Genomic DNA, 21,690 nt, shown 5'->3' on the forward strand with positions numbered 1-21,690 from the left:
AAACGCCCGGTCACATTTCGAACCCGGAAGCTAAGCCTTACAGCGCCGATGGTACTGCAGGGGGGACCCTGTGGGAGAGTAGGACGCCGCCGAACAATCATTCAAGGAAACCCCGCACCGGTTGGTGCGGGGTTTTCTGCGTTTACTCGTCGTCTTAAGGTCTGTGCATGCGCTATGACCTCGTCATCTTCGACAACGACGGCGTCCTCGTCGACAGTGAGCCCATCTCCAACAGGCTCCTGGCCGGCTATCTGACCGAGCTCGGGCATCCGACCTCGTACGAGGACTCCCTGCACGACTACATGGGGGCCGCCATGCACCGCGTACACGATCTGGTGGAGGAGCGGACCGGGCGGCGGTTGCCGGAGGACTTCGACGATGTCTTCCATCGGCGGGTTTTCGCGGCTTTCGAAAGGGAGTTGGAGCCGGTGTCGGGAGCCGTGGGGGTGCTGGAGAAGCTGGCGGCGGACGGGGTGCCGTACTGTGTGGCGTCCTCCGGAAGTCATGAGCGGATCCGGGTGGGGCATCGGAAGACCGGGCTGGACCGCTGGTTCGACGACGAGCGGATCTTCAGTTCGCAGGACGTGGGGCGGGGGAAGCCGGCGCCGGATCTGTTCCTTTATGCCGCCGAGCGGATGGGGGTCGAGCCCGCGCGGTGTGTGGTGGTCGAGGACAGTCCCCTGGGGGTACGGGCGGCTGTGGCGGCCGGGATGGACGTGTACGGGTTCACTGCCATGACACCTGGCGACAGGCTTTCGGGTGCCACTCAACTCTTCTCGGACATGGGAGAGTTGGTCGACCTGCTGGTCTGACATTTGTCATGCCGAGGTCCGGACGATCGTTTCTACCGGCCTACTGGGGCTGCCCGCGAAGCTGAGGGCATGACGAAGACGAAGAAGGACGCCCTGGTTCCGCTGATCATGGACGTGGCCGTGCCGGTCGGGTCGTACTACCTGTTCCGGGACGGATTCGGGATGAGTACCGTGGCCGCGCTCGGGTGGAGCAGTGTGCTGCCGGCCGTGCGGACCGGGTGGAGCGTGGTGAAGGACCGGACGGTCAACGGGCTTGCGGCGCTCATCGTGTTCGTGAACGTGACGGGGGTACTGCTCGGGTTCGTCGCCGGTGATCCGCGGCTGATGCTCGCCAAGGACAGCGGGGTCAGCAGTGTGGTGGGAATCGGGATCCTGGTGTCCGTGGCGATGGGCAGGCCGGTGATGACCGCCGGTATGAAGCCGTGGCTGGTGAAGGGTGACGAACGGCGGGAGGCCGCGTGGGCGCGGCTGCTGGACGGGTCCGCTGCCTTTCGGCGGTTCGAGCGGGTCTTCTCCGTCGTGTGGGGCGTGGTGCTGCTCGGTGAGTGTGCGGTGCGGGTTGTGGGGGCGTACACGCTGCCGGTGGACACGATGGTCTGGCTCGGGACCGTCATCATGGTCGTCGCCATGGCTCTGGGATTCCTCGTCAGCGGGGCGCTTGGGGCCGGGCCGATGGCGGCCATGCTGGAGGCCGAGTTGAAGTGCGGCGACCAGGAGCGGGAGCGGGGGCAGGTGCACGGGCGTTGGGGTGCCGGTTCGGTGGCTGTCGGAGTCGCCGGCGCCGAGTGACGAGGTAAAGCTGAGAGAAACTCATCTTTGGCTGGATCTACCCACGAGTACGCCGGGGCCCTACGCTCGCCGCCATGACTGATGTGCTGCGGCGCGGCAGGGCCTCGCTGGCGTTCAGCTTCTTCGCCCAGGGTGTCGCCTTCGCTTTGCTGGTGACGCGGATCCCGGCCATCCAGGACCGGTACGGCGTCTCCGACGCGCTGTTGCCCGCGTTTCTCGCGGCCGTGCCGATCCTTGCCGGGGTCGGGAGCGTGAGCACCGAGCAGTTGGTGAAGCGGATACCGCCAAGCCGGGTGCTGCGGTGGTCCCAGCCCGTGGTGCTCCTGGCGCTGCTCGGGGTGGGGGCGGGGGAGTCCATGGTCGAGCTGGGCGTCTCGCTCGCCGCTTTCGGGCTGGCCGTGGGGGCGCTGGACGCCTCGATGAACATGCTCGGGGTGAGTCTGCAGCGGTCGTACGGGCGCAGCATCATGTTGAGTTTCCATGCCGTTTACAGCCTGGGCGGGATTCTGGGGGCCTCGCTCGCATGGGCGGGGGCGCACTGGCATCTGGCGCTGTGGGCGTCGTATTTGCCGGTGGTGGTCGTGCTGTTGCCGGTGGCGCTGGTGGGGAGCCGGTGGTACGTCGACGGGACGGCCGGAGAGGCCGGCGCGATCGGTTCGGGCGGCGTGGTGGGCCAGGCGGCGGCGGGGGACCCCGCCCGAGCCGCGGGCGGTCGTGGGGAAGGCACGGGCGTTGTCTTCAAGCTGTTGCTGCCGCTGTGTCTGGTGATGTCCTTCGCGTACATCGGGGACTCGACCGTCTCCAACTGGAGCGCGAAGTATCTGCAGGACGTGCTGGGGAGCTCGGAGCAGCTGGCGACCGTGCCGTACAACGTGTACATGGTGACCACGCTGCTGGGGCGGGCCATCGGGGACTTCGGGGTGCGGCGGTTCGGGGCCGTGGTGGTGGTGCGGGGTGGGGCGGTGCTGGCTGCCCTGGGGTTCGCGGTGGTGGCCTCGGCGCCGGGGCCGTGGGTGGGGATGCTCGGGTTCACCTTGTTGGGGCTTGGGTTGTGTGTGCTGGTGCCGCAGACCTTCGCGGCGGCTGGGCGGCTGTTTCCCGGGGCGTCGGATGCTGCGGTCGCGCGGCTCAATGTTTTCAACTATGTGGGCTTTTTGATCGGTTCGCCGTTGGTGGGGGCGTTGGGGGATGCCTGGACCTATCGGGGGGCGATGCTTGTGCCGATGGTGTTGGTGCTGGTGACGCTCGTGTACGCCCGGTCGTTCGCCACTCAACCGGACCGATACGGTGGCGGGCATGAGCGGCCGCACACAGCTGATGTGGGACGAGGCAGTAACGGGCTATGACTTCGGTCCGGACCATCCGATGGATCCGGTCCGGCTTGCCCTGACCTGGAGGCTGGTTCAGGCCTTCGGGCTTGATCGGGAGGTCGAGGTCGTCGCGGCCAAGTCGGCGGGGGAGTCGACGCTGCGGCTGGTTCACCGGGAGGACTACGTCGAGGCCGTGAAGGCGGCTTCCGTGGATCCCCGGGCCGCGGACTCGTCGTACGGGCTGGGGACTCTCGACGATCCGGCGTTTGCCGGGATGCATGAGGTGTCCGCGTTGATCGCGGGGCAGTCGGTGGGGGCGGCGGAGGCCGTGTGGCGGGGGGACGCGCTGCACGCGGTGAACTTCTCGGGCGGGTTGCACCATGCGATGCCCGGCGGTGCGTCGGGGTTCTGTATCTACAACGACGCTTCGTTGGCCATCGCCCGGTTGCTGGAGCTGGGGGCCACACGGGTCGCCTACGTGGACGTCGACGTCCATCACGGGGACGGGGTACAGGCGGCGTTCTGGGAGGATCCGAGGGTTCTGACGATCTCGCTGCACGAGCATCCTCGTACGTTGTTTCCGCAGACCGGGTGGCCGGAGGAGACCGGGGCGGAGTCTGCGGAGGGGTCCGCCGTGAACGTCGCGTTGCCGGCGGGGACGGGGGACGCGGGGTGGCTGCGGGCGTTCCACGCCGTGGTGCCCGAGGTGATCGCGGACTTTCGGCCTCAGGTGTTGGTGACTCAGCACGGGGCCGACACGCACTTCGAGGACCCGCTCGCGCATCTGGCGGTGTCGCTGGATGCGCAGCGGGCTGTGCAGGTCGCCTGTCACGACCTCGCGCATGAGTACGCCGAGGGGCGGTGGGTGGCGCTGGGCGGGGGTGGATACGCGGTGGTGGACGTGGTGCCGCGGTCCTGGACGCATCTGGTCGCGATCGCGGCGGGGCGGCCGGTGGAGCCGGAGGCGATGATTCCCGAGGGGTGGCGGCAGGAGGTTTTCGCCCGGACCCGGCAGCTTGGGCCGGCGCGGATGACTGATGGGCGGTGGCCGGTGTCCTGGGCGGGGTGGGAGACGGGGTACGACCCTGCGGACCGGTTGGATCAGGCGGTGCTGGCGGCTCGGCGGGCCGTGTTTCCGTTGCGGGGGCTTCTGGCTTAGGGGCGGGAGTGGTGGCGGGGCGGGTGGCTGAAGGGTTCGGGGGATTGAGCGCCCTTCGGGGGCTGAGGTGTTCCTCGGGTTGAGGTACGGAGTTTCTCGCCCCCGCCGCCCCTACCCGTCCCATCCCAGGGGCTGCGCCTCTCGGACCCATCCCAGGGGCTGCGCCCCTCTGACTCCGCCCAGGCCGCGCCCTCCCGGCCCTGGCCCCGCGTTACGCCAATTACGCCGACTGTGCGGTGTTTCGCTGTTCGGAGGGTGGGAGTGGGAGGTGTGCGGCAGCATCGCAAAGGTGTGGGGTGCTGGGGCGTTGCGGGCGCATCTTCTTGCGGCTCGGTTGGCGGGGGTGGTGGCTACCTCTCGGGAGGAGAGTCTTCGGAGTTATCGGCTGTTCGCCGCTCGTGATCCTCGGGTGCTGCTCGGGATCGATCCTGAACGGGCCTGGGGAGTGCGGGAATTGATCGGGCTGATGGCGGCAAGGTGTGGGGTTTCGGCTGATCCAGGGCATGTATCTGGTCACGATGTGATTGATCCGGGGCTGACTCTGGCCGCCCTTGACGCCTTCGCGGAGCGGCTCGCCGATGTGGCCGGACGTCGGGCACCCGTGCTGCTCGGTACCGGACACCCGCATCGGCTGCTGGGGTTCTACGCCGAGCTGGCAGACGCGTTGTCGGCGGCGGGATGTGCTGTTCTCACCCCGGCGCAGGGTCTCTGTGTCGACATAACGACCCGGTTCGGTCTACGCACGTACAACCTTGACTACGTACGAGGAGTCGCGCTGGTGCGGGAACACGGCCCTGTGAGCTCCGGTCGTGCGACCGGCGCGCACACGCACTCACCGCTCCCGGTTCGGGTCGCGCTGGCCGCTGCCGCGGAGGCGGGCGGGCCTGTGCCCGAACTCGTCATCGGGGATCACGGGTGGGTCTGCGGAGCAGGTCAGCTGGGGTTTGAGGCCATTGGGTTGGCCGACACGGATGACCCCGCGTTGTTCGTGGGGGAGGCGGAAGGGGTCGTGTCCGTCGTCGTTCCACTTGATGACGCCGTGCGGTCTGATTACTACCGGCCGCTTACCCGCTACGTACTCAATCGAGCGTGTCTGTCACAGTAGGCCGCCGATGGGTGCACCTCTTCCCCACTTGCATCACCCGCCCCTACATTGGGGAGTGAGCACGCAACGACGAAGAGTCACCGGAAGGGGAAGCCGGTGGCCGTCGAGTGCGGAAGGTTCAGGTGTGTCATGGCTGCTGAGCAGAGGCCTCTGAGCGAGGTTCAGTTCCTTACCGTGGCGGAAGTCGCCTCGGTGATGCGAGTGTCGAAGATGACCGTGTACCGCTTGGTGCACAGCGGTCATCTGCCCGCGATCCGGGTGGGACGGTCCTTCCGTGTCCCGGAGAATGCGGTTCACGAGTACCTCCGCGAGAGCTATGTGGGGGTGGAAACCGCCTGACGACGACGGTCCGGGGGGATCCTCAGGGCTAGGCAAAGGATCACCCCGGTCCCTCGATTACGACCTCAGCGCTCGGGCGGGTAGGCTAGCCCCTCGTAGGTCGTATGGGCCCATGGCGCCCAGCACCGAGTGATGAGAAGTGAGCGAGGGTAGTCGTGGGCTCTGTTATCAAGAAGCGGCGCAAGCGGATGGCCAAGAAGAAGCACCGCAAGCTGCTCAAGCGCACGCGCGTTCAGCGTCGCAACAAGAAGTAGCCGCAACAAGAAGTACGCGGCGCCGCGCGCCTGGCGTGCCTGTGGCCCCCCATCACTCCGGTGGGGGGCCACTTGCGTGTCCGGACACACGAGCGGGCGTTGTGCGTATGCATGTCGTCCACATGGCTTGGTCCGTTCGTACGCCTGTGGATGCCGTCACTTCGTGCAGTGGGCGGTCATCACAGCGCAACACCGACCCGCTAGGTTGGCCGTACACGGGGAACGCGGCACGGTGGTGCGGGGCGTACGAGGGCTGGAAGGAAGGCGCTGATCTTGGGCAAGGTCGTGCTCGTGACCGGAGTGGCCCGTCAACTGGGGGGCCGGTTCGTACGACGGATCCAGCGTGACCCGCAGGTGGAGCGGGTCATCGCCGTGGACGCGGTGCCGCCCGAACACCATCTGGGCGGTGCCGACTTCATCCAGGCCGATCTGCGGCAGCCCACCATCGCGCGGGTGCTCGCGGAGACGGCCGCCGACACGGTCGTCCACCTGGACGTGACCGCGACCGCGCTCGGCAGCGGCAGCCGGACCTCGGTCAAGGAGACCAACGTCATCGGCACCATGCAGCTGCTCGGCGCCTGTCAGAAGTCGCCGAACGTCAAACGGCTCGTGGTGAAGTCCAGTACGAACGTCTACGGTTCCGCACCCCGGGATCCCGCCGTGTTCACCGAGACCACGCCGCCCAAGTCGCTGCCCAGCGGCGGCTTCGCCAAGGACACCGTCGAGGTCGAGGGGTACGTGCGCGGGTTCGCCCGGCGGCGCCCCGATGTCGCCGTGTGTGTGCTGCGGTTCGCCAACATCCTCGGTCCGACCGCGGACACCCCGCTCGCCTCGTACTTCTCGCTGCCGGTGCTGCCGACCGTGTTCGGTTACGACCCGCGGCTGCAGTTCGTGCACGAGGACGACGTGATCGAGGTGCTGCGGATCGCCTCCCACGAACCGGAGCGGGGCACGCTCAACAGCGGCACCTTCAACATCGCGGGCGACGGCGTACTCCTGCTGTCCCAGTGTTCGCGGCGGCTCGGCCGGCCCACCGTGCCCCTGCTGCTGCCTGCCGTCACCTGGGCGGGCTCCCTGGTGCGTACGCTGGGCATGACGGACTTCTCGCCCGAGCAGATCCGGCTGCTCACCCACGGCCGGGTCGTGTCCACGACGCAGATGCGGGAGACGCTGGGCTTCCGGCCGAAGTACACGACGGCGGAGACCTTCGCGGACTTCGCGCGCAGCCGCGGACCCGGGCTCCTGCCGCCCGAGGCCGTGACCGGGGCCGTCGACCGGATCGCCGCGCTGCCCTTGGCGGGCGGCGGCCACCCCCCGACGCAGAGCGCCAACTGAGGAGCGCATCAACGATGGCGGACGCCAAGGTCATTCCGTTCGACGACGACCGGTCCCGCGGGAGCGCCGCGCAGCGGCCGCCGCGACGCCGGAGCGCGGGGAGCCGGCGCAAGGGCACGGAATCTCCGCTGGTCCGTGAGGTCCAGCCGCTGCCCGGCAGGCCGCCGGCGCAGGATGATGTTCTTGTGACGCATGAGGAAGAGCCGCCGGAGCAGCCGCGGGACGAGAGCGACCACGGCGGGCTGGAGCGGCGTATCGCGGGCGGTCTCGCCTTTCTGCGCCGCCGCCTCACCGGGGACTACGAGATCGACGACTTCGGCTACGACGAGGAGCTGACCGACCAGGTACTGATGTCGCTGCTGCGGCCGGTGTACGAGAAGTACTTCCGGGTCGAGGTGAAGGGCATCGAGAACATCCCGTCCGACGGCGGGGCGCTGATCGTCGCCAACCACTCGGGGACGCTTCCGATGGACGGCCTGATGATGCAGGTCGCCGTCCACGACCAGCACCCCGACGACCGCCATCTGCGCCTGCTGGCGGCGGACCTGGTCTTCATGCTGCCGGTGGTCAACGAACTGGCCCGCAAGCTCGGGCACACCCTGGCCTGTGCCGAGGACGCCGAACGGCTGCTGGCACAGGGCGAGCTGGTCGGCGTGATGCCGGAGGGTTTCAAGGGCATCGGCAAGCCCTTCAGCGAGCGCTACAAACTCCAGCGCTTCGGCCGGGGCGGCTTCGTCTCCACGGCGCTGCGGCAGGGCGCGCCGATCATCCCCTGCTCGATCGTCGGGGCCGAGGAGATCTACCCGATGATCGGCAACGCCAAGACCCTGGCCCGGGTCCTGGGTTTCCCGTACTTCCCGCTGACGCCTACGTTTCCGTGGCTGGGTCCGCTGGGGGCGATTCCGTTGCCGACGAAGTGGACGATCCAGTTCGGTGAGCCGATCCCGACGGACGGGTTCCCGCCGGAGGCTGCCGAGGATCCGATGCTCATGTTCAACCTGACGGACCAGGTCAGGGAGCAGATCCAGCACACGCTGTACAAGCTGCTGGTGCAGCGGCGGTCGGTGTTCTTCTAGCGGCGGCACGGCGATACGGCGGTACGACGACGGGGGCGCCCCTCCTGAGAGAGGGCGCCCCCGTCGTCGTACTACCGCGTGGGGCTAGTTCGTCTTCTCGTCGTCGATGCCCAGGCCGGGCAGGAGGCCCGGGAGCAGGGGTGGGAGGGTGACGTCCGGCTCGGTGGCGGGTGGGGTGCTGGTGGACGAGGGCGTGGTGCCGGTGTCCTTCGGCGGGTCGAGCAGGTCGCCGGTGCTGCCGCCGAGCAGGCCGTCGTCCGTGCTGCCGGATCCGGCGGACCTGCTGGGGCTGTGGCTGCCGGTGCCGGCGCTGTCGGAGGACTTGCCGCTGCCGGCGCTGGGCGTCGACGAGCGCCTGGAGCCGGAGGTGCTGTCGGAGGACGCGGGGCCGGAGCCCTGTCGGCGGTTCTCGCCGCCGCTGCCCCGGGCCGGGGGCTCCGGGAGGAGGGACTGCAGCGGGGCGACTTCTTCGTCTATGGCGTCGAAGACCGAGGTGACCTGCTGACTGACGTCGCCGAGCTGCACCGGCAGCTTGTCGCGCAGGCTGCCCCAGGCGTCGCGGTGCGAGCGCGAGAAGGCATCGAGGGCCTGGATGGGTCCCAGGGAGTCCGGGTCGCGCTCGTAGGCTGCGGTGAGCAGGCGGTGACCCTCGAAGGCGTCGTGCTGCATGCCGGCCAGGGTGCGGCGGATCTCACCGAGGGACTCGTGGTCGAGGTCGCCGTCGCGGCCGCGCTCCATGAGGCGGCGGGCCTCGCTCAGGCGGGTTGAGGCCTGGTCGAGGTAGGCGACACCGCGCTCGTCGTCGCCCTCGGACAGGTAGGTGAGCTTGAAGTCCTCGATGCCTCGCTTGAGGCCGTAGAGCGAGTCACCGGGCAGGGCGTCCGAGCTGGCGGCGGCGACTCCGCCGAAAGCTCCCGCGGCCACACCGACGCTCAGCCCGCCTGCGGCAAGGCACTTGGTCAGGCGGGATCGCGGTCGGAGCTTGCCCAAGGGGCTCGCCCGGTGAGCGCCCCGCGCCCGGGTGGAGCGCTGCTCGGGCACCGAGGGGTCCCTCGCCGCGCCTGACGGTGCGGTGCCCTCCAGCAGCATGGCCTCCATCGCGGCCACCAGCTGGGCCCGTTGGACGACCTTGACCTCGGGGTCCAGCTGTGGCTTGGGCAGCTCGCCGAGACCTGCCGCGAGGGCCGTCAGGCGGCCCTGTTCGGTCTGTTCCGCAGCAGCCGGGGACGGCGGGGGCCCTTCGGACTGCTCGGCCGCCGTGCCCTGGTCGGACTGCTCCTCCAGGGCCTGGGCGAAGGCGTTCGCCCGCCGGTGCGCCGAAACGTTCGCGATCACTGGCGGCACCTCCTCTCGTCAAGACGGTCGGCTCCCCAGGGGGTCCTGAGGGTCGCACGCCCTGACCACAAGCACTCGATCGGGTGATCGAAGTCGGCCAGGGGGGTGACCACAGGGAGCCTGCATCCCGCACAACGAGTGGCGCAGCACTTGGGTTACGGATGGCGGATGGCCCGATCGCGAAGTCAACCTACTTTCACCGACTGCGAGTTGGGAGTCACCGAACGTGTCCGGTCAGCGGGCGTCATCCGGGAGGAGCCGGGCGAGGGTGCGGACGGCCCGGTACTGGAGGGTCTTGATGGCGCCCTCGTTCTTGCCCATCACCCGGGCGGTCTCGGCGACGGACAGACCCTGGAGGAAACGGAGGGTCACGCACTCCTGCTGCTGGGGATTGAGCCGTCGTACGGCGTCCAGGAGCGCGGCGTTGGAGAGGGACTCCAGGACCGAGTCCTCGGGGGAGCGCTCGACCTCGTTGGCGTCGAGCATCTCGCCGGTGGTCACTTCGAGCCGGAAGCGGCTCGACTTGAAGTGGTCGGCGACCAGATTGCGGGCGATCGTCACCAGCCAGGCGCCGAAGTCGCGGCCCTGCCAGGTGAAGGTGCTGATGCGGCGCAAGGCGCGCAGGAAGGTCTCGCTGGTCAGGTCCTCGGCGGTGGCCTTGCCTCCCACTCGGTAGTAGATGTACCGGTACACGGTGTCGCTGTACTGGTCGTAGAGACGGCCGAAAGCGTCGGCCTCGCCGGCCTGGGCGCGTTCCACCAGGTCCATCATGCGGGCGCTGTCGCTGTCCGCGGCGGGACGGCGGGCGGGGGCGGCACCGGTGGAACGCCCTCGTCTGCCGACGGCGGCGCTGCCCTCGGCGAGCGCGTAGCAGGGGCCGACGGGGGCGGTGGCAACGGCGAGGGCAGGGACGGCGTACGCGGTAGGGACGAGGCCGCGCAGTAGGTCTTGGACCGTCGCGCGCAGCGTAGCCAGGCCCGAGGCGTCAACCCCGACGTGTGGGTACACGGGACTCCCAGAGGCAGAGCTTCCATCACGTGCAGTGCGGAACCGTTCACCCGTCGTAGCGACGGAAGGGGATCCGGATTGCGTCTGAGGAGAATAACGCTTAGTACAGGCGCTGCTACACGCAGTTGCTCAAATCATCGATTACGTCGCTTCTGTAACCGATTGATGGTCAATCAGGCACCGGACGGTGATCGATTGTTGATCGAAACAGTTCGCGTTTCGTCCCGGTCCGGGGCGTGTTGTGGCCGTGTGCAGCCAACGTGACTGGACAGGGCGATATGCGGGACCGGGCCGTGGATTGGCAGGGATGCGGCGGCCGTGACCTGTTCTGATGCCGGTTGTTCCGCGATGCCCTTTGTTCCGCCGGTCAACGGTGGCGTTGTTCGGCGGCGACGCCGGTCAGCGGCGACGTTTGTGCAGGGCGATCGCCGCCGCCGTGCCGCCCGCCACCGCGCCGACGCCGGCCGCCGCCGGGATGCCGACCTTCGCCGCCTTGCGGCCCGTGCGGTAGTCCCGCAGGCGCCATTCCAGTTGGCGGGCGTGCTTGCGCAGCTTGGAATCGGGGTTGATGGCGTAGGGGTGGCCGACCAGCGAGAGCATCGGGATGTCGTTGTGCGAGTCGCTGTAGGCCGCGCAGCGGGTCAGGTCCAGTCCCTCCGCCGCCGCCAGGGCGCGCACCGCCTCCGCCTTGGCCGGGCCGTGCAGCGGCTCGCCGACCAGCTTGCCGGTGTAGACGCCGTCGATCGACTCGGCGACCGTGCCCAGGGCGCCCGTCAGGCCGAGGCGGCGCGCGATCACCTGGGCGATCTCGACCGGGGCCGCCGTGACCAGCCAGACCTTCTGACCGGCGTCCAGATGGGCCTGGGCCAGGGCCCGGGTGCCCGGCCAGATGCGCTCGGCCATGTACTCGTCGTAGATCTCCTCGCCGATCGACTGCAGCTCGGCGACGCGGTGGCCCTTGACGATCGACAGCGCGGAGTCCCGGGCCTCCTGCATGTGCTCCGGGTCCTCGACGCCGGCCAGCCGGAACCACGCCTGCTGCCAGGCGAACTTCGCGAGGTCGCGGGTCTCGAAGAACTTCCGCTTGTACAGGCCTCGCCCGAAGTGGAACAGGGCGGCGCCCTGCATCACGGTGTTGTCGAGGTCGAAGAAGGCGGCGGCGTGCGCGTCGCCGTGCACCGGGAACTCCGGCTCGTCGCCGGTGACGTCCTGCGTGGACTTGCGTGCTGCCTCCGCCGAGGCCTCGCCGGCGAGCACGCTGCGCGCCGTGGCGGAGCGCCTACGGGGGGTGAGCCATCCGAGAGCGGCCATGGCGTGAGCATAGCCAGTCTGTCCGCCTGTTCCGGAGTGGAGAGGTTTGGAGGCTGTGAACTCTCCGCGACCCTGCCGTTAAACAAGCGGAGAAACGCGCCACCGAACGAGGGGTGGAACGCGCCACCGAACGAGCGGAAGGACGCCCCTCCGAACGAGCAGAAGGACCCCTCCGAACGAGCGGAAGGACGGCCGCCGAACAAGCGGAAGGACGGCGACCGAACAGGTGTGGGGACGGCGGGCGGGACAAGCGGGAGAATGGCCGGCATGACTCCCCTCTTCGGCCGGAAGGGCCCCGCCCCGCAGGACCGGCTCGTGACGCTTATCCGGAAGCCCGGCTGCCATTTGTGTGACGACGCACAGGTGATCGTGGAGAAGGTGTGCGCCGAACTCGGCGTTCCCTGGGAACAGAAGGACATCACGCGGGATCCGCAGCTCCATGACCAGTACTGGGAGCAGATCCCGGTCGTCCTCCTCGACGGCGAGCAGCACACCTTCTGGCGTGTGAACGAGGATCGCCTCCGCAAAGCCTTGGCTTAGGATCGACGACGAACTGGTCTCGGGGGCGCGATCGTAGAGGAGGGTGTGCGGTTTTGCCCCCAGGAGAGAAGGAACGGTGGCGCCTGCGCGCCGGTTCCACACCAGTGCGCCGGGGGCGCGTGACCCCGGTCACGTTCGCCGGGCAAATCGGACACCATCTTTGTGCACGCGTTCACAAAGACATAGCCTGCTGTCGACGGGGCGGTCCGGGGACGTGTGACCGCCTGCAGCCCCGCTCTACCCGCAGGAGCACCGTGGCAACTGGCCGAACTCACCGACCGGCGACCCGTAGCCGAGGGATTCCCGAGGCCACCGTCGCCCGGCTTCCGCTGTACCTCCGCGCGCTGACCGCACTGTCGGAGCGCTCGGTGCCCACGGTCTCCTCCGAGGAGCTCGCGGCCGCCGCGGGGGTCAACTCCGCGAAGCTGCGCAAGGACTTCTCGTACCTGGGCTCCTACGGCACCCGCGGTGTGGGCTACGACGTCGAGTATCTCGTCTACCAGATCTCCCGTGAACTGGGGCTCACCCAGGACTGGCCGGTAGTGATCGTCGGTATCGGCAACCTCGGCGCCGCCCTGGCCAACTACGGCGGGTTCGCCTCCCGCGGCTTCCGGGTCGCCGCGCTCATCGACGCCGATCCCGCGATGGCCGGAAAGCCCGTCGCCGGGATCCCCGTCCAGCACTCGGACGAGCTCGAGAAAATCATCGAGGACAACGGCGTGTCGATCGGTGTCATCGCCACCCCCGCCGGTGCCGCCCAGCCGGTCTGTGACCGGCTCGTGGCCGCCGGGGTCACCTCCATCCTGAACTTCGCGCCGACCGTGCTGTCCGTGCCGGACGGCGTCGACGTGCGCAAGGTCGACCTCTCCATCGAGCTGCAGATCCTCGCCTTCCACGAGCAGCGCAAGGCCGGCGAGGAGGCTGCCGCCGTCGCCGCCGGCGGCGACGTCGACGGGGTGCCGGCCTCCGCCGCCCGCAAGCAGTCCGCCGACCAGGGGCCCGACGGGGACGTCCCCGCCGTGATGCCGGCATGAGTCTCCTCGTCGTCGGGCTGAGCCACCGCAGCGCCCCGGTCAGCGTGCTGGAGCGGGCCACGCTGTCCGCGGACGCCCAGATCAAGCTGCTGCAGGACACGGTCGCCGCCGAACCGGCCGCCGAGGCCGCCGTCCTCGCCACCTGCAACCGCGTCGAGCTGTACGCCGACGTGGACAAGTTCCACGCCGGTGTCGCCGAACTGTCCACGCTGCTCGCCCAGCACAGCGGGGTCGGGCTCGACGAGCTCACTCCCTATCTCTACGTGCACTACGAGGACCGGGCCGTCCACCACCTCTTCTCGGTGGCCTGCGGGCTGGACTCCATGGTCGTCGGCGAGGGGCAGATCCTCGGCCAGATAAAGGACTCCCTCGCCAAGGCGCAGGAACTGCACACCGCCGGGCGGCTGCTCAACGACCTGTTCCAGCAGGCCCTGCGGGTCGGCAAGCGCGCCCACTCCGAGACCGGCATCGACCGCGCCGGACAGTCCCTGGTCACCTTCGGCCTGGAGCAGTTGTCCTCCGGTACGCCGGTCGAGGCCTGGGCCCGCGGCAAGAAGGCGCTGGTCATCGGCGCCGGCTCGATGTCCTCGCTGGCCGCGGCCACGCTCGCGCGGGCCGGTGTCGCCGAGATCGTCGTCGCCAACCGCACTCCCGACCGCGCCGAGCGCCTCGCCCAGATACTCAGCGAGGGCGACGACACGCACGTGCTGGCCCGCGCGGTCCCGATGGAATCGGTGCCGGTCGAGCTGACACGTGCCGATGTCGCCGTCTCCTGTACGGGGGCCACGGGGCTGGTGCTGACGGCCGAGGCGGTCGCCGCCGCTGTGGCGGTTCCGGCGGGACGCGGCTCCGGTGCTGACGGAATCGGTGGTCACGCGTCGGGCGGGGACGCCCCGGGCGGTCACGGTGCCGAGAGCGACGGTTTCGGCGGGGCGGGGGAGTCGGCCGGTGGATCCGGTCGTACGACTGCCTCGGCGGCGTCGGCCGGGGTACCGCCCGTCGGCCTCGGTACCGAGGAGGGCTGTCCGCTGGAGCCGTCGGCCGTGCAGGCGACCGCCGGGTTCTCCGTGCTCGGTGAGGCGGCCGTGGCCGGGATGGCCGCCGCCGACCTCGAACAGCACGCCGCCTGGGTGGACAACGGCACTCCGCGTCAGCAGGGCTCCGCCCCCGCCGGCCTCGTCACCACGCTCGACCCCGCCGAGGAGGCGGACACCATCGCGGCGCTCGCCGCCGCCGCGGCCGCCGTCGGCCGGGTGCCCGAGCGGCGCAGGCCCGAGCCGGTCGCCGAGATCCCGCGTCCCGAGCCGGCGCTCTTCCTGCTCGACCTCGCCATGCCGCGCGACATCGACGCGGCCGTGCACCGGCTCACCGGTGTACGGCTGGTCGACATCGAGTCGCTGGCGGAAGCGTCCGCCGACGCGCCGATGGCCGCCGACGTCGACCAGGTCCGCCGCATCGTCGCAGACGAGGTCGCGGCGTTCGGGGCGGCGCAGCGTGCCGCGCACATCACTCCCACCGTGGTCGCCCTGCGCACCATGGCCGCCGATGTCGTCGCCGGTGAGATCGCCCGGCTCGACGGGCGGCTGCCCGGGCTGGACGACAAGCAGCGCGGCGAGATCACGCAGACCGTGAAGCGCGTGGTCGACAAGCTGCTGCACGCGCCGACCGTACGGGTCAAGGAACTCGCGGCCGAGCCCGGCGGCACCGGGTACGCGGACGCGCTGCGCACCCTGTTCGACCTCGACCCCGAGACGGTGGCCTCCGTCTCCCGCGCCGACGACGGAGCCGAGGACCGGACCACGGAAAGCGCCGACAGCGCCGACGACAGCACTGAGAACAACCGCAAGAACCGAGGGCCGGCATGAGTAGCAAGGCATTGAGGCTCGGGACCAGGCGGAGCAAGCTCGCCATGGCCCAGTCGCGGCAGGTGGCGGACGCCGTGAGCCAGGTGACCGGCCGGTCCGTCGAGCTGGTCGAGATCACCACCTACGGTGACACCTCCCGCGAGCAGCTCGCACAGATCGGCGGCACCGGGGTCTTCGTGACCGCGCTGCGCGAGGCGCTGCTCAAGGGCGAGATCGACTTCGCGGTTCATTCGCTGAAGGACCTCCCGACCGGGCAGCCCGACGAGCTGGCGCTGGTCGCCGTCCCCGAGCGCGAGGACCCGAGGGACGTCATCGTCGCCCGGGACGCGCTGAAGTTCACCGACCTGCCGCGCGGCGCGCGCGTCGGTACGGGGGCGCCGCGGCGGATGGCCCAGCTCAACGCGTACGCACGCGGCCACGGGCTGGACATCGAGACGGTGCCGATCCGCGGGAACGTCGACACGCGCATCGGGTACGTCCGGGACGGTGAGCTGGACGCCGTCGTCCTGGCCGCCGCCGGGCTGACCCGGATCGGCCGGATCGACGAGGTGACCGACTTCCTGTCGGTCGACACGGTTCTGCCCGCTCCCGGCCAGGGAGCACTCGCGATCGAGTGTGCCGCGGACAACGCGGACCTGATCGCCGCGCTCGGTGAACTCGACGACCCGTTCACGCGGGTCGCCGTGACCGCCGAACGGTCACTGCTCGCCGCCCTGGAGGCCGGTTGCAGCGCACCTGTGGGCGCGCTGGCCGACCTTCCCCCACTCTCGGCTCCGCTCGAGCGTGGGGACCCCCAGGCCGACAGGCAGATTGTCAAGGAAATGCGCCTGCGCGGCGTCGTCGGCACGACCGACGGCACGCGGATGGTGCAGCTGTCCACCACCGGTCCCGTGCCCGAGACGTACGACCAGGCAATGGCGCTCGGTCGCGAACTCGCTGCCGAGATGCTTGCCCAGGGCGCGGCCGGTCTGATGGGGGAGCGAGCACAGTGAGCCCCACCACTCTTCCCGCCGGTCCTGAACACGGGCACGTCACCTTCCTGGGTGCCGGACCCGGAGATCCGGGACTACTGACTCTGCGCGCCGTCGAGGCCCTGGCAAACGCGGACGTTCTCGTCGCCGAGCACGAGGTGCTCGACGTCGTACGTACGCATGCCAGGTCCGGTGTCGCCGTCGTGAACACGGACGCGGATCCCTCTGCGGATCTCGCTTCCGGTCCGGCGCCGGCCACAGGCGTGCCCCAACTGACGGTTGTTGACGGCGTGTCAACGACCGCTGGCGTCCCCGCCGTGCGGGATGCGGCACATCTTGTCATGGAGGCCGCGCGGGGCGGCAGGCGGGTCGTGCGTGCGGTGTCCGGGGACCCCGGGCTCGACGCGTACGCCGCCGAGGAGATGCTGGCGTGTGCCGCCGCGGGGGTGCCTTTCGAGGTCGTTCCCGGGATCGCGGCCGCGGTCGGCGTGCCCGCGTACGCCGGTGTTCCGCTGCGCGACGCCGAGGGCGCGGACGTGCGGTTCGTGGACGCGCGGACCGCTTCCGACCGGTGCTGGACGGAGGTGGGGGCCTCTGACGGGACGGTTGTCGTGTCGACGACCCTGGATTCCGTCGGTGCCGCCGCCGGTGAGCTGGTGTCCGCCGGGCGCAAGCCCGACACACCGCTGACGGTGACGGTCGCGGGTACGACCACGCGGCAGCGGACCTGGACCGCGACGTTGGGCACCATCGCCCAGACGCTGAAGCAGGCCAAGGTGCTGCCCTCGCCGGAGGGCGGGCGGCCGGTGATAGCCGTGGTCGGTGAGCGGTCCGCCACGGCTCAGCGTGAGCAGCTCTCGTGGTTCGAGTCCAAGCCGCTGTTCGGGTGGCGGGTGCTCGTACCGCGTACGAAGGAGCAGGCGGCCTCGCTCTCCGACCAGTTGCGGTCCTACGGGGCGGTGCCGCACGAGGTGCCGACGATCGCCGTCGAGCCGCCGCGGACGCCGCAGCAGATGGAGCGGGCGGTCAAGGGGCTGGTGACGGGGCGTTACGAGTGGATCGCGTTCACCTCGGTCAACGCCGTCAAGGCCGTGCGGGAGAAGTTCGAGGAGTACGGGCTCGACGCGCGGGCCTTCGCCGGGATCAAGGTGGCCGCGGTGGGGGAGCAGACCGCCAAGGCGCTGGTCGCGTTCGGTGTGAAGCCGGATCTGGTGCCCAGCGGGGAGCAGTCCGCCGCTGGATTGCTGGAGGACTGGCCTCCGTACGACCCGGTGTTCGATCCGATCGACCGGGTGTTCCTGCCGCGTGCCGACATCGCCACCGAGACATTGGTCGCGGGGCTGATCGAACTCGGGTGGGAGGTCGACGACGTCACCGCCTATCGGACCGTACGGGCCTCGCCGCCGCCGGCCGAGACCCGGGAGGCGATCAAGGGCGGTGGGTTCGACGCCGTGCTGTTCACGTCGTCCTCGACCGTGCGGAACCTGGTGGGTATCGCCGGGAAGCCGCACAACGTGACCGTGATCGCGTGTATCGGGCCCGCCACGGCGAAGACCGCGGAAGAGCATGGACTTCGGGTGGACGTGATGGCTCCCGAGCCGTCCGTGCACAAGCTGGCCGAGGCTCTCGCCGACTTCGGACTGCGGCGGCGGGCCGCGGCGCTGGAGGCCGGGGATCCGGTGACCCGGCCCAGCGAGCGGCGGCCGGGGGCTCGGCGGAGGCGTACGACCACCTGAGCCCGTGGGTCGGGGCCGGGGCGGGGTGCCGGTCCCTCGGAACGTCGTGGAATCGGTCGCTCACCAGTGGCTGGTGCCGACGCGGCGATCGCGGCGGGCGGACAACCCCGCCCGGCGCGGCAACCGCTGCGTGCGGACGCCCCCGCCCCGACCCCTTCCTGTTCCCGCCGTACGCGGTCGGCGGGCGGCCCCCGCCCGTGGTCGCCTGCGCGCCGCGGGCGGAGAACCCCGCCCTGCTGCCATCGGGGTGCCGGGGCGCCGACGGGGCGTCGGCAAAGGGCGGGTTGGGGCGGGCGTAGCGTAGGTGGTATGTCGAAGTACGGATCTTTTCCCGGTGCGCGGCCGCGGCGACTGCGGACCACTCCTGTGATGCGGCGCATGGTCGCCGAGACCCGGCTGCATCCCGCTGACTTCATCCTCCCCGCGTTCGTGCGCGAGGGTGCCGCCGAGCCGGTGCCGATCGCGGCCATGCCCGGCGTGGTGCAGCACACCCGGGACAGTCTGAAGAAGGCCGCCGCCGAAGCGGTGGCCGCGGGGATCTCCGGGATCATGCTGTTCGGGGTGCCGGAGGAGTCCAAGAAGGACGCCGTGGGGACACCGGGAACCGATCCGGACGGGATTCTGCAGGTGGCCCTTCGCGATGTGCGGGCCGAGGTCGGGGACGACCTGTTGGTGATGTCCGATCTGTGTCTCGACGAGACGGTCGACCACGGGCATTGCGGGGTGCTGGACGCTCAGGGGCGTGTCGACAACGACGCGACTCTGGAGCGGTACGCCGAGATGGCCCGGGTGCAGGCCGACGCCGGTGCCCATGTGGTCGGGCCGAGCGGGATGATGGACGGCCAGATCGGGGTCATCCGCGACGCCCTCGACCAGATCGGGCGCCAGGACGTCGCGATCCTCGCCTACACCGCGAAGTACGCGTCCGCCTTCTACGGGCCGTTCCGGGAGGCCGTCGGCTCGTCCCTGAAGGGTGACCGCAAGACGTACCAGCAGGATCCGGCGAACGCGCGGGAATCCCTGCGGGAGCTGGCCCTGGATCTGGAGGAGGGGGCCGACATGGTGATGGTGAAGCCGGCCGGGCCCTATTTGGACATTCTCGCGCGCGTCGCCGACGCCGTGGACGTGCCGGTCGCCGCCTACCAGATCTCCGGCGAGTACTCGATGATCGAGGCCGCCGCCGAGAAGGGCTGGATCGACCGGGACCGGGCCATCCTGGAGACGCTGACCGGCATCAAGCGGGCCGGCGCGCAGAACATCCTCACCTACTGGGCCACCGAGGTGGCCCAGCAGTTGAGCGGTCAGTAGGCGAGCGCGTCGTCCATCTCGCGCTGCCAGTACGTCACCCGCAGCGAGCTGTCGTAGTACACGCCCTTGGCCGGCAGCGACGGAATCGCGGAGGCGCCGCCGCTGCTGTTCGGGGTCACGCCCTGGAAGGCGACCGTCAGCCGGCGGCCGGTGGTGCCGCCGTCGCCGCTGCCGTCGGCCGACGCCAGCAGGACGCCCGCGTAGCCCGACTCGCCGGGGGCGAGGGTCGTCACCGCCTGCGGCTTGGAGCCCTCGAAGGGCTGCGGCGCCCACTGCATCTCGTCGAAGCGGAGCACCGGGTAGTACGTGAGGTCGCAGACCTTCGAGCCGGTGTTCTTCACGGTGATCAGCATGTGGTTGAGGGGCCGGGAGACCGGCTGGGCGGTGACGGCGGTGTTCGAGCCGTTGCAGAGGACGCGGTTCTCGGGGGCGTTCGGGTCCGGGTTCGAGGTCTTTCGCGAGCCCGCGTCCGGGTTCGGCTTCCTGTCGGAGGCGGGGACCTTGCCGTTCGGCGTGGCCGGCTTGCCCGGTGTGGTGGTGGCCGGGGCGGTGCCGGGGGTGCCCGTGGTGGAGGTGGGCGTCGCCGTCGGCCGGCCCGTGGTGGTGGACGCCGTCGGCCGGGAGGCGCCCTCGTCCTTCGTTCCCGTCCCGTCCTGGCACGCCGTGAGGGCGAGGGCGGCGAGGGTGGCGCCGGTGGCGGCGATCAGGCGGATACGTCGTGCACGCATGACAGGTCCTCTTCCGAAAACAGTGGGTTGAAGCAGGCCGCTCGACCGGTCGTCGGGAGCGGCGTGCTTGGATGACCAGAGCTTGTGCGGTGATCCGTCCCGGCCGCCACCACCGGCGGGGGATCGGGGATGCTGGAACGCCGAAACGGCTGTGACCTGGGGGAACGATTCACCCCTGGAACGCGTGGATGGGACAGGAGGCGCGTTCACGGGACGCGTACGGGGATACGGGGAGGAAGAACGTTGTCCGACGATGCCGCCGCCGATGAGTTCGCCGCGCTGCTGCGCGAGCTCAAGGACCGCTCCGGGCTGAGCTACGGGCTGCTCGCCAAGCGGTTGCACATGAGTACGTCCACCCTGCACCGGTACTGCAACGGGGACGCCGTCCCCACCGACTACGCGCCCGTCGAGCGCCTGGCCCGCCTCTGCAAGGCGGCTCCCGAGGAACTCGTCGAGCTGCACCGGCGGTGGGTGCGGGCGGATGCGTTGCGGGGGCGCAAGGGGGGTGCTTCCGGTTCTTCCGGGTTTTCGGGAACTTCCGTTGTTTCCGGTTCTTCCGGGGTTTCCGGTGGGGAGGCGCCTGCCGAGGGGGGTGCTGAGGAGGGGGTCGCCGCGGCGGGGGAGGCCTTGGAGGGCCTGACTGTCGATGAGCCGTCGGGCGGGGGCCGTCGTCGTACGCGGGTCGCTGTCGTGGCCGGGGTCTCCCTCGCGGCCGTGCTCGGGGCCGTGACGCTGGCCATGAGTCTGCCCTTCGGCGGGGCGGGCGGGGACGATGGCGGGCGGTCGGCGGGGGCCGTGTCCGTCGACAGCGGGCGTACGGACAGCCCACGCGTCTCCGCTTCGCCGTCGCATGCCTCGCCGTCCTCGACGACCGGCAAGGGCAAGGAGACCGGCAAGGGCGCGGGCCAGGGCAAGGGCGGTGGCGGGCAGGCCGAGGTCTCCCGTTCCGCCTCCGCCGCACCGAGCCGTGGCGGGGATGCCGCCGCCGGCCTCGCCGCTCCGCTGGACGTCACCGTGGCGCCGTACACATGGGAGAGTCCCTGTTCGCAGCGGTATCTGATCGACCGGGAGCCGGGCGAGGTGCCTCCGCCGCCGCTGGAGCAGGACGCGGCGGCCTGGGTGGCGAGCACTGGGGCCGTGTCCTCGGGGGAGCAGTACCTGACGCTGACCGTGCAGGGGACCGGTGCGGAGACCGTGGTCGTGGACAGTCTGACGGTGCGGACGGTCGACCGGGGGGTGCCGCTCGCCCGGAACGACTACGCCATGGGCTATCCCGGAGTCGGCTGCGGCGGGAATGTGCCGACCCGTTCGTTCACCGTGGCCCTCGACGCCCAGCGGCCGGCGGTGGTGCCGGAAGCAGGGAGCCGGGACTTCCCGTACAAGGTGAGCGAGGCGGATCCGGAGGTCTACTACATCCGGGCCGACGCCTCCGCCTACGACGTGAGCTGGGTCCTGGAGGTGAGCTGGTCCAGCGGCTCGCGGCACGGCACGCTGCAGATCGACGACCGGGGCCGGCCGTTCCGTACGAGCGGCAACAACGGGCGTCCGGCCTACGAGTTCCCGCTCGGCGGCGAGGCGTGGGTCAAGGCCGGGACGACGGAGAAGTCGCAGGGCTCGCAGGGCTCGTAGGGGTCCTGGCGGGCTGGGTCGGGGTCAGGGTCGTGGATGAGGGACC

General features: G+C 70.2%; 20 protein-coding genes and 1 rRNA gene. 17 read left to right on the plus strand and 4 right to left on the minus strand.

Annotation, left to right across the window (positions count from 1 at the left end; translation table 11 throughout):
* The 10 genes from rrf to ACIBK3_RS05345 form a co-directional block, all read left to right on the plus strand.
* Positions 1–95 (plus strand): 5S ribosomal RNA (gene rrf / locus ACIBK3_RS05300); the annotation flags it as partial.
* A 72-nt stretch (positions 96–167) separates the two neighbouring features.
* Positions 168–812, plus strand: a complete 645-nt coding sequence (locus ACIBK3_RS05305; protein WP_399362135.1) for an HAD family hydrolase — start codon at positions 168–170, stop codon at positions 810–812.
* 69 nt (positions 813–881) lie between these two features.
* The gene (locus tag ACIBK3_RS05310) at positions 882–1,601 is read left to right on the plus strand and encodes a VC0807 family protein (protein WP_399362137.1); all 720 of its coding nucleotides are present in this window, start codon (positions 882–884) and stop codon (positions 1,599–1,601) included.
* Between the two features lie 74 nt (positions 1,602–1,675).
* Complete coding sequence (locus tag ACIBK3_RS05315) at positions 1,676–2,947, plus strand: MFS transporter (RefSeq protein WP_399362140.1); 1,272 nt, start codon at positions 1,676–1,678, stop codon at positions 2,945–2,947.
* Positions 2,898–4,070: an acetoin utilization protein AcuC gene (locus tag ACIBK3_RS05320; RefSeq protein ID WP_399362142.1), complete on the plus strand. Its 1,173-nt coding sequence runs from the start codon at positions 2,898–2,900 to the stop codon at positions 4,068–4,070. The genes ACIBK3_RS05315 and ACIBK3_RS05320 overlap by 50 nt, the downstream gene beginning before the upstream one ends.
* Before the next feature lie 289 nt (positions 4,071–4,359).
* A complete protein-coding gene (locus tag ACIBK3_RS05325; protein WP_399363908.1) occupies positions 4,360–5,175 on the plus strand; it encodes a phosphatase in 816 nt (271 codons plus the stop codon).
* A gap of 129 nt (positions 5,176–5,304) precedes the next feature.
* On the plus strand, positions 5,305–5,514 hold the full coding sequence (locus ACIBK3_RS05330) for a helix-turn-helix domain-containing protein (protein ID WP_016437488.1): 210 nt from the start codon (positions 5,305–5,307) through the stop codon (positions 5,512–5,514).
* A gap of 155 nt (positions 5,515–5,669) precedes the next feature.
* Entirely contained in the window at positions 5,670–5,768 is a 99-nt protein-coding gene (locus tag ACIBK3_RS05335; RefSeq protein WP_003948845.1) for a 30S ribosomal protein bS22, read from the plus strand.
* A 273-nt stretch (positions 5,769–6,041) separates the two neighbouring features.
* Positions 6,042–7,103: an NAD-dependent epimerase/dehydratase family protein gene (locus tag ACIBK3_RS05340; RefSeq protein WP_399362144.1), complete on the plus strand. Its 1,062-nt coding sequence runs from the start codon at positions 6,042–6,044 to the stop codon at positions 7,101–7,103.
* Positions 7,104–7,117: 14 nt separating this feature from the next.
* On the plus strand, positions 7,118–8,179 hold the full coding sequence (locus ACIBK3_RS05345) for a lysophospholipid acyltransferase family protein (protein WP_399362145.1): 1,062 nt from the start codon (positions 7,118–7,120) through the stop codon (positions 8,177–8,179).
* An 84-nt stretch (positions 8,180–8,263) separates the two neighbouring features.
* Here the strand turns inward: ACIBK3_RS05345 and ACIBK3_RS05350 are convergent, their stop codons facing one another.
* From ACIBK3_RS05350 to ACIBK3_RS05360, 3 genes are all read right to left on the minus strand, one after another.
* Complete coding sequence (locus tag ACIBK3_RS05350; RefSeq protein WP_399362147.1) at positions 8,264–9,514, minus strand: DUF5667 domain-containing protein; 1,251 nt, start codon at positions 9,512–9,514, stop codon at positions 8,264–8,266.
* Positions 9,515–9,748: 234 nt separating this feature from the next.
* The gene (locus tag ACIBK3_RS05355) at positions 9,749–10,522 is read right to left on the minus strand and encodes an ECF subfamily RNA polymerase sigma factor, BldN family (RefSeq protein WP_399362149.1); all 774 of its coding nucleotides are present in this window, start codon (positions 10,520–10,522) and stop codon (positions 9,749–9,751) included.
* A 399-nt stretch (positions 10,523–10,921) separates the two neighbouring features.
* Positions 10,922–11,833: an HAD family hydrolase gene (locus tag ACIBK3_RS05360; RefSeq protein ID WP_399362151.1), complete on the minus strand. Its 912-nt coding sequence runs from the start codon at positions 11,831–11,833 to the stop codon at positions 10,922–10,924.
* A gap of 258 nt (positions 11,834–12,091) precedes the next feature.
* Here ACIBK3_RS05360 and ACIBK3_RS05365 point away from each other — a divergent pair, with 258 nt between their 5' ends.
* From ACIBK3_RS05365 to hemB, 6 genes are all read left to right on the plus strand, one after another.
* On the plus strand, positions 12,092–12,373 hold the full coding sequence (locus ACIBK3_RS05365; protein ID WP_399363910.1) for a glutaredoxin family protein: 282 nt from the start codon (positions 12,092–12,094) through the stop codon (positions 12,371–12,373).
* A gap of 254 nt (positions 12,374–12,627) precedes the next feature.
* Complete coding sequence (locus ACIBK3_RS05370; RefSeq protein ID WP_399362153.1) at positions 12,628–13,407, plus strand: redox-sensing transcriptional repressor Rex; 780 nt, start codon at positions 12,628–12,630, stop codon at positions 13,405–13,407.
* Complete coding sequence (locus ACIBK3_RS05375) at positions 13,404–15,272, plus strand: glutamyl-tRNA reductase (protein WP_399362155.1); 1,869 nt, start codon at positions 13,404–13,406, stop codon at positions 15,270–15,272. The genes ACIBK3_RS05370 and ACIBK3_RS05375 overlap by 4 nt, the downstream gene beginning before the upstream one ends.
* Positions 15,269–16,264, plus strand: coding sequence for a hydroxymethylbilane synthase (gene hemC, locus ACIBK3_RS05380; RefSeq protein WP_399362157.1), 996 nt, complete (start codon positions 15,269–15,271; stop codon positions 16,262–16,264). Before ACIBK3_RS05375 ends, hemC begins: the two co-directional genes overlap by 4 nt.
* Positions 16,261–17,979 carry a uroporphyrinogen-III synthase gene (locus ACIBK3_RS05385; RefSeq protein WP_399362159.1) on the plus strand — a complete coding sequence of 573 codons (1,719 nt, stop codon included), beginning with the start codon at positions 16,261–16,263 and terminating at the stop codon, positions 17,977–17,979. Before hemC ends, ACIBK3_RS05385 begins: the two co-directional genes overlap by 4 nt.
* A 309-nt stretch (positions 17,980–18,288) precedes the next feature.
* Positions 18,289–19,287 (plus strand): porphobilinogen synthase, encoded by a 999-nt coding sequence (gene hemB / locus ACIBK3_RS05390; RefSeq protein ID WP_399362161.1) that lies wholly within the window; start codon positions 18,289–18,291, stop codon positions 19,285–19,287.
* Here the strand turns inward: hemB and ACIBK3_RS05395 are convergent.
* On the minus strand, positions 19,281–20,015 hold the full coding sequence (locus tag ACIBK3_RS05395) for a DUF4232 domain-containing protein (RefSeq protein WP_399362162.1): 735 nt from the start codon (positions 20,013–20,015) through the stop codon (positions 19,281–19,283). The two genes, hemB and ACIBK3_RS05395, sit on opposite strands and share 7 nt — an antisense overlap.
* Positions 20,016–20,258: 243 nt before the next feature.
* On the opposite strand from ACIBK3_RS05395, the gene ACIBK3_RS05400 reads away from it, so the two are divergent.
* Positions 20,259–21,644, plus strand: a complete 1,386-nt coding sequence (locus tag ACIBK3_RS05400) for a helix-turn-helix domain-containing protein (protein ID WP_399362164.1) — start codon at positions 20,259–20,261, stop codon at positions 21,642–21,644.
* The last annotated feature ends 46 nt before the right edge of the window (positions 21,645–21,690 follow it).

It is taken from the genome of Streptomyces sp. NPDC050287 (genome assembly GCF_044459385.1).
Taxonomy (GTDB): Bacteria; Actinomycetota; Actinomycetes; order Streptomycetales; family Streptomycetaceae; genus Streptomyces.

What these genes read in the sequence shown, in the direction of transcription:
- ACIBK3_RS05375 (WP_399362155.1), top strand. Translation starts at nt 13,404, where the DNA reads ATGAGTCTCCTCGTCGTCGGGCTGAGCCACCGCAGCGCCCCGGTCAGC.
- hemB (WP_399362161.1), top strand. Translation starts at nt 18,289, where the DNA reads ATGTCGAAGTACGGATCTTTTCCCGGTGCGCGGCCGCGGCGACTGCGG.
- ACIBK3_RS05365 (WP_399363910.1), top strand. Translation starts at nt 12,092, where the DNA reads ATGGCCGGCATGACTCCCCTCTTCGGCCGGAAGGGCCCCGCCCCGCAG.
- ACIBK3_RS05330 (WP_016437488.1), top strand. Translation starts at nt 5,305, where the DNA reads ATGGCTGCTGAGCAGAGGCCTCTGAGCGAGGTTCAGTTCCTTACCGTG.
- ACIBK3_RS05320 (WP_399362142.1), top strand. Translation starts at nt 2,898, where the DNA reads ATGAGCGGCCGCACACAGCTGATGTGGGACGAGGCAGTAACGGGCTAT.
- ACIBK3_RS05345 (WP_399362145.1), top strand. Translation starts at nt 7,118, where the DNA reads ATGGCGGACGCCAAGGTCATTCCGTTCGACGACGACCGGTCCCGCGGG.
- ACIBK3_RS05395 (WP_399362162.1), bottom strand. Translation starts at nt 20,015, where the DNA reads ATGCGTGCACGACGTATCCGCCTGATCGCCGCCACCGGCGCCACCCTC.
- hemC (WP_399362157.1), top strand. Translation starts at nt 15,269, where the DNA reads ATGAGTAGCAAGGCATTGAGGCTCGGGACCAGGCGGAGCAAGCTCGCC.
- ACIBK3_RS05315 (WP_399362140.1), top strand. Translation starts at nt 1,676, where the DNA reads ATGACTGATGTGCTGCGGCGCGGCAGGGCCTCGCTGGCGTTCAGCTTC.
- ACIBK3_RS05360 (WP_399362151.1), bottom strand. Translation starts at nt 11,833, where the DNA reads ATGGCCGCTCTCGGATGGCTCACCCCCCGTAGGCGCTCCGCCACGGCG.
- ACIBK3_RS05310 (WP_399362137.1), top strand. Translation starts at nt 882, where the DNA reads ATGACGAAGACGAAGAAGGACGCCCTGGTTCCGCTGATCATGGACGTG.
- ACIBK3_RS05305 (WP_399362135.1), top strand. Translation starts at nt 168, where the DNA reads ATGCGCTATGACCTCGTCATCTTCGACAACGACGGCGTCCTCGTCGAC.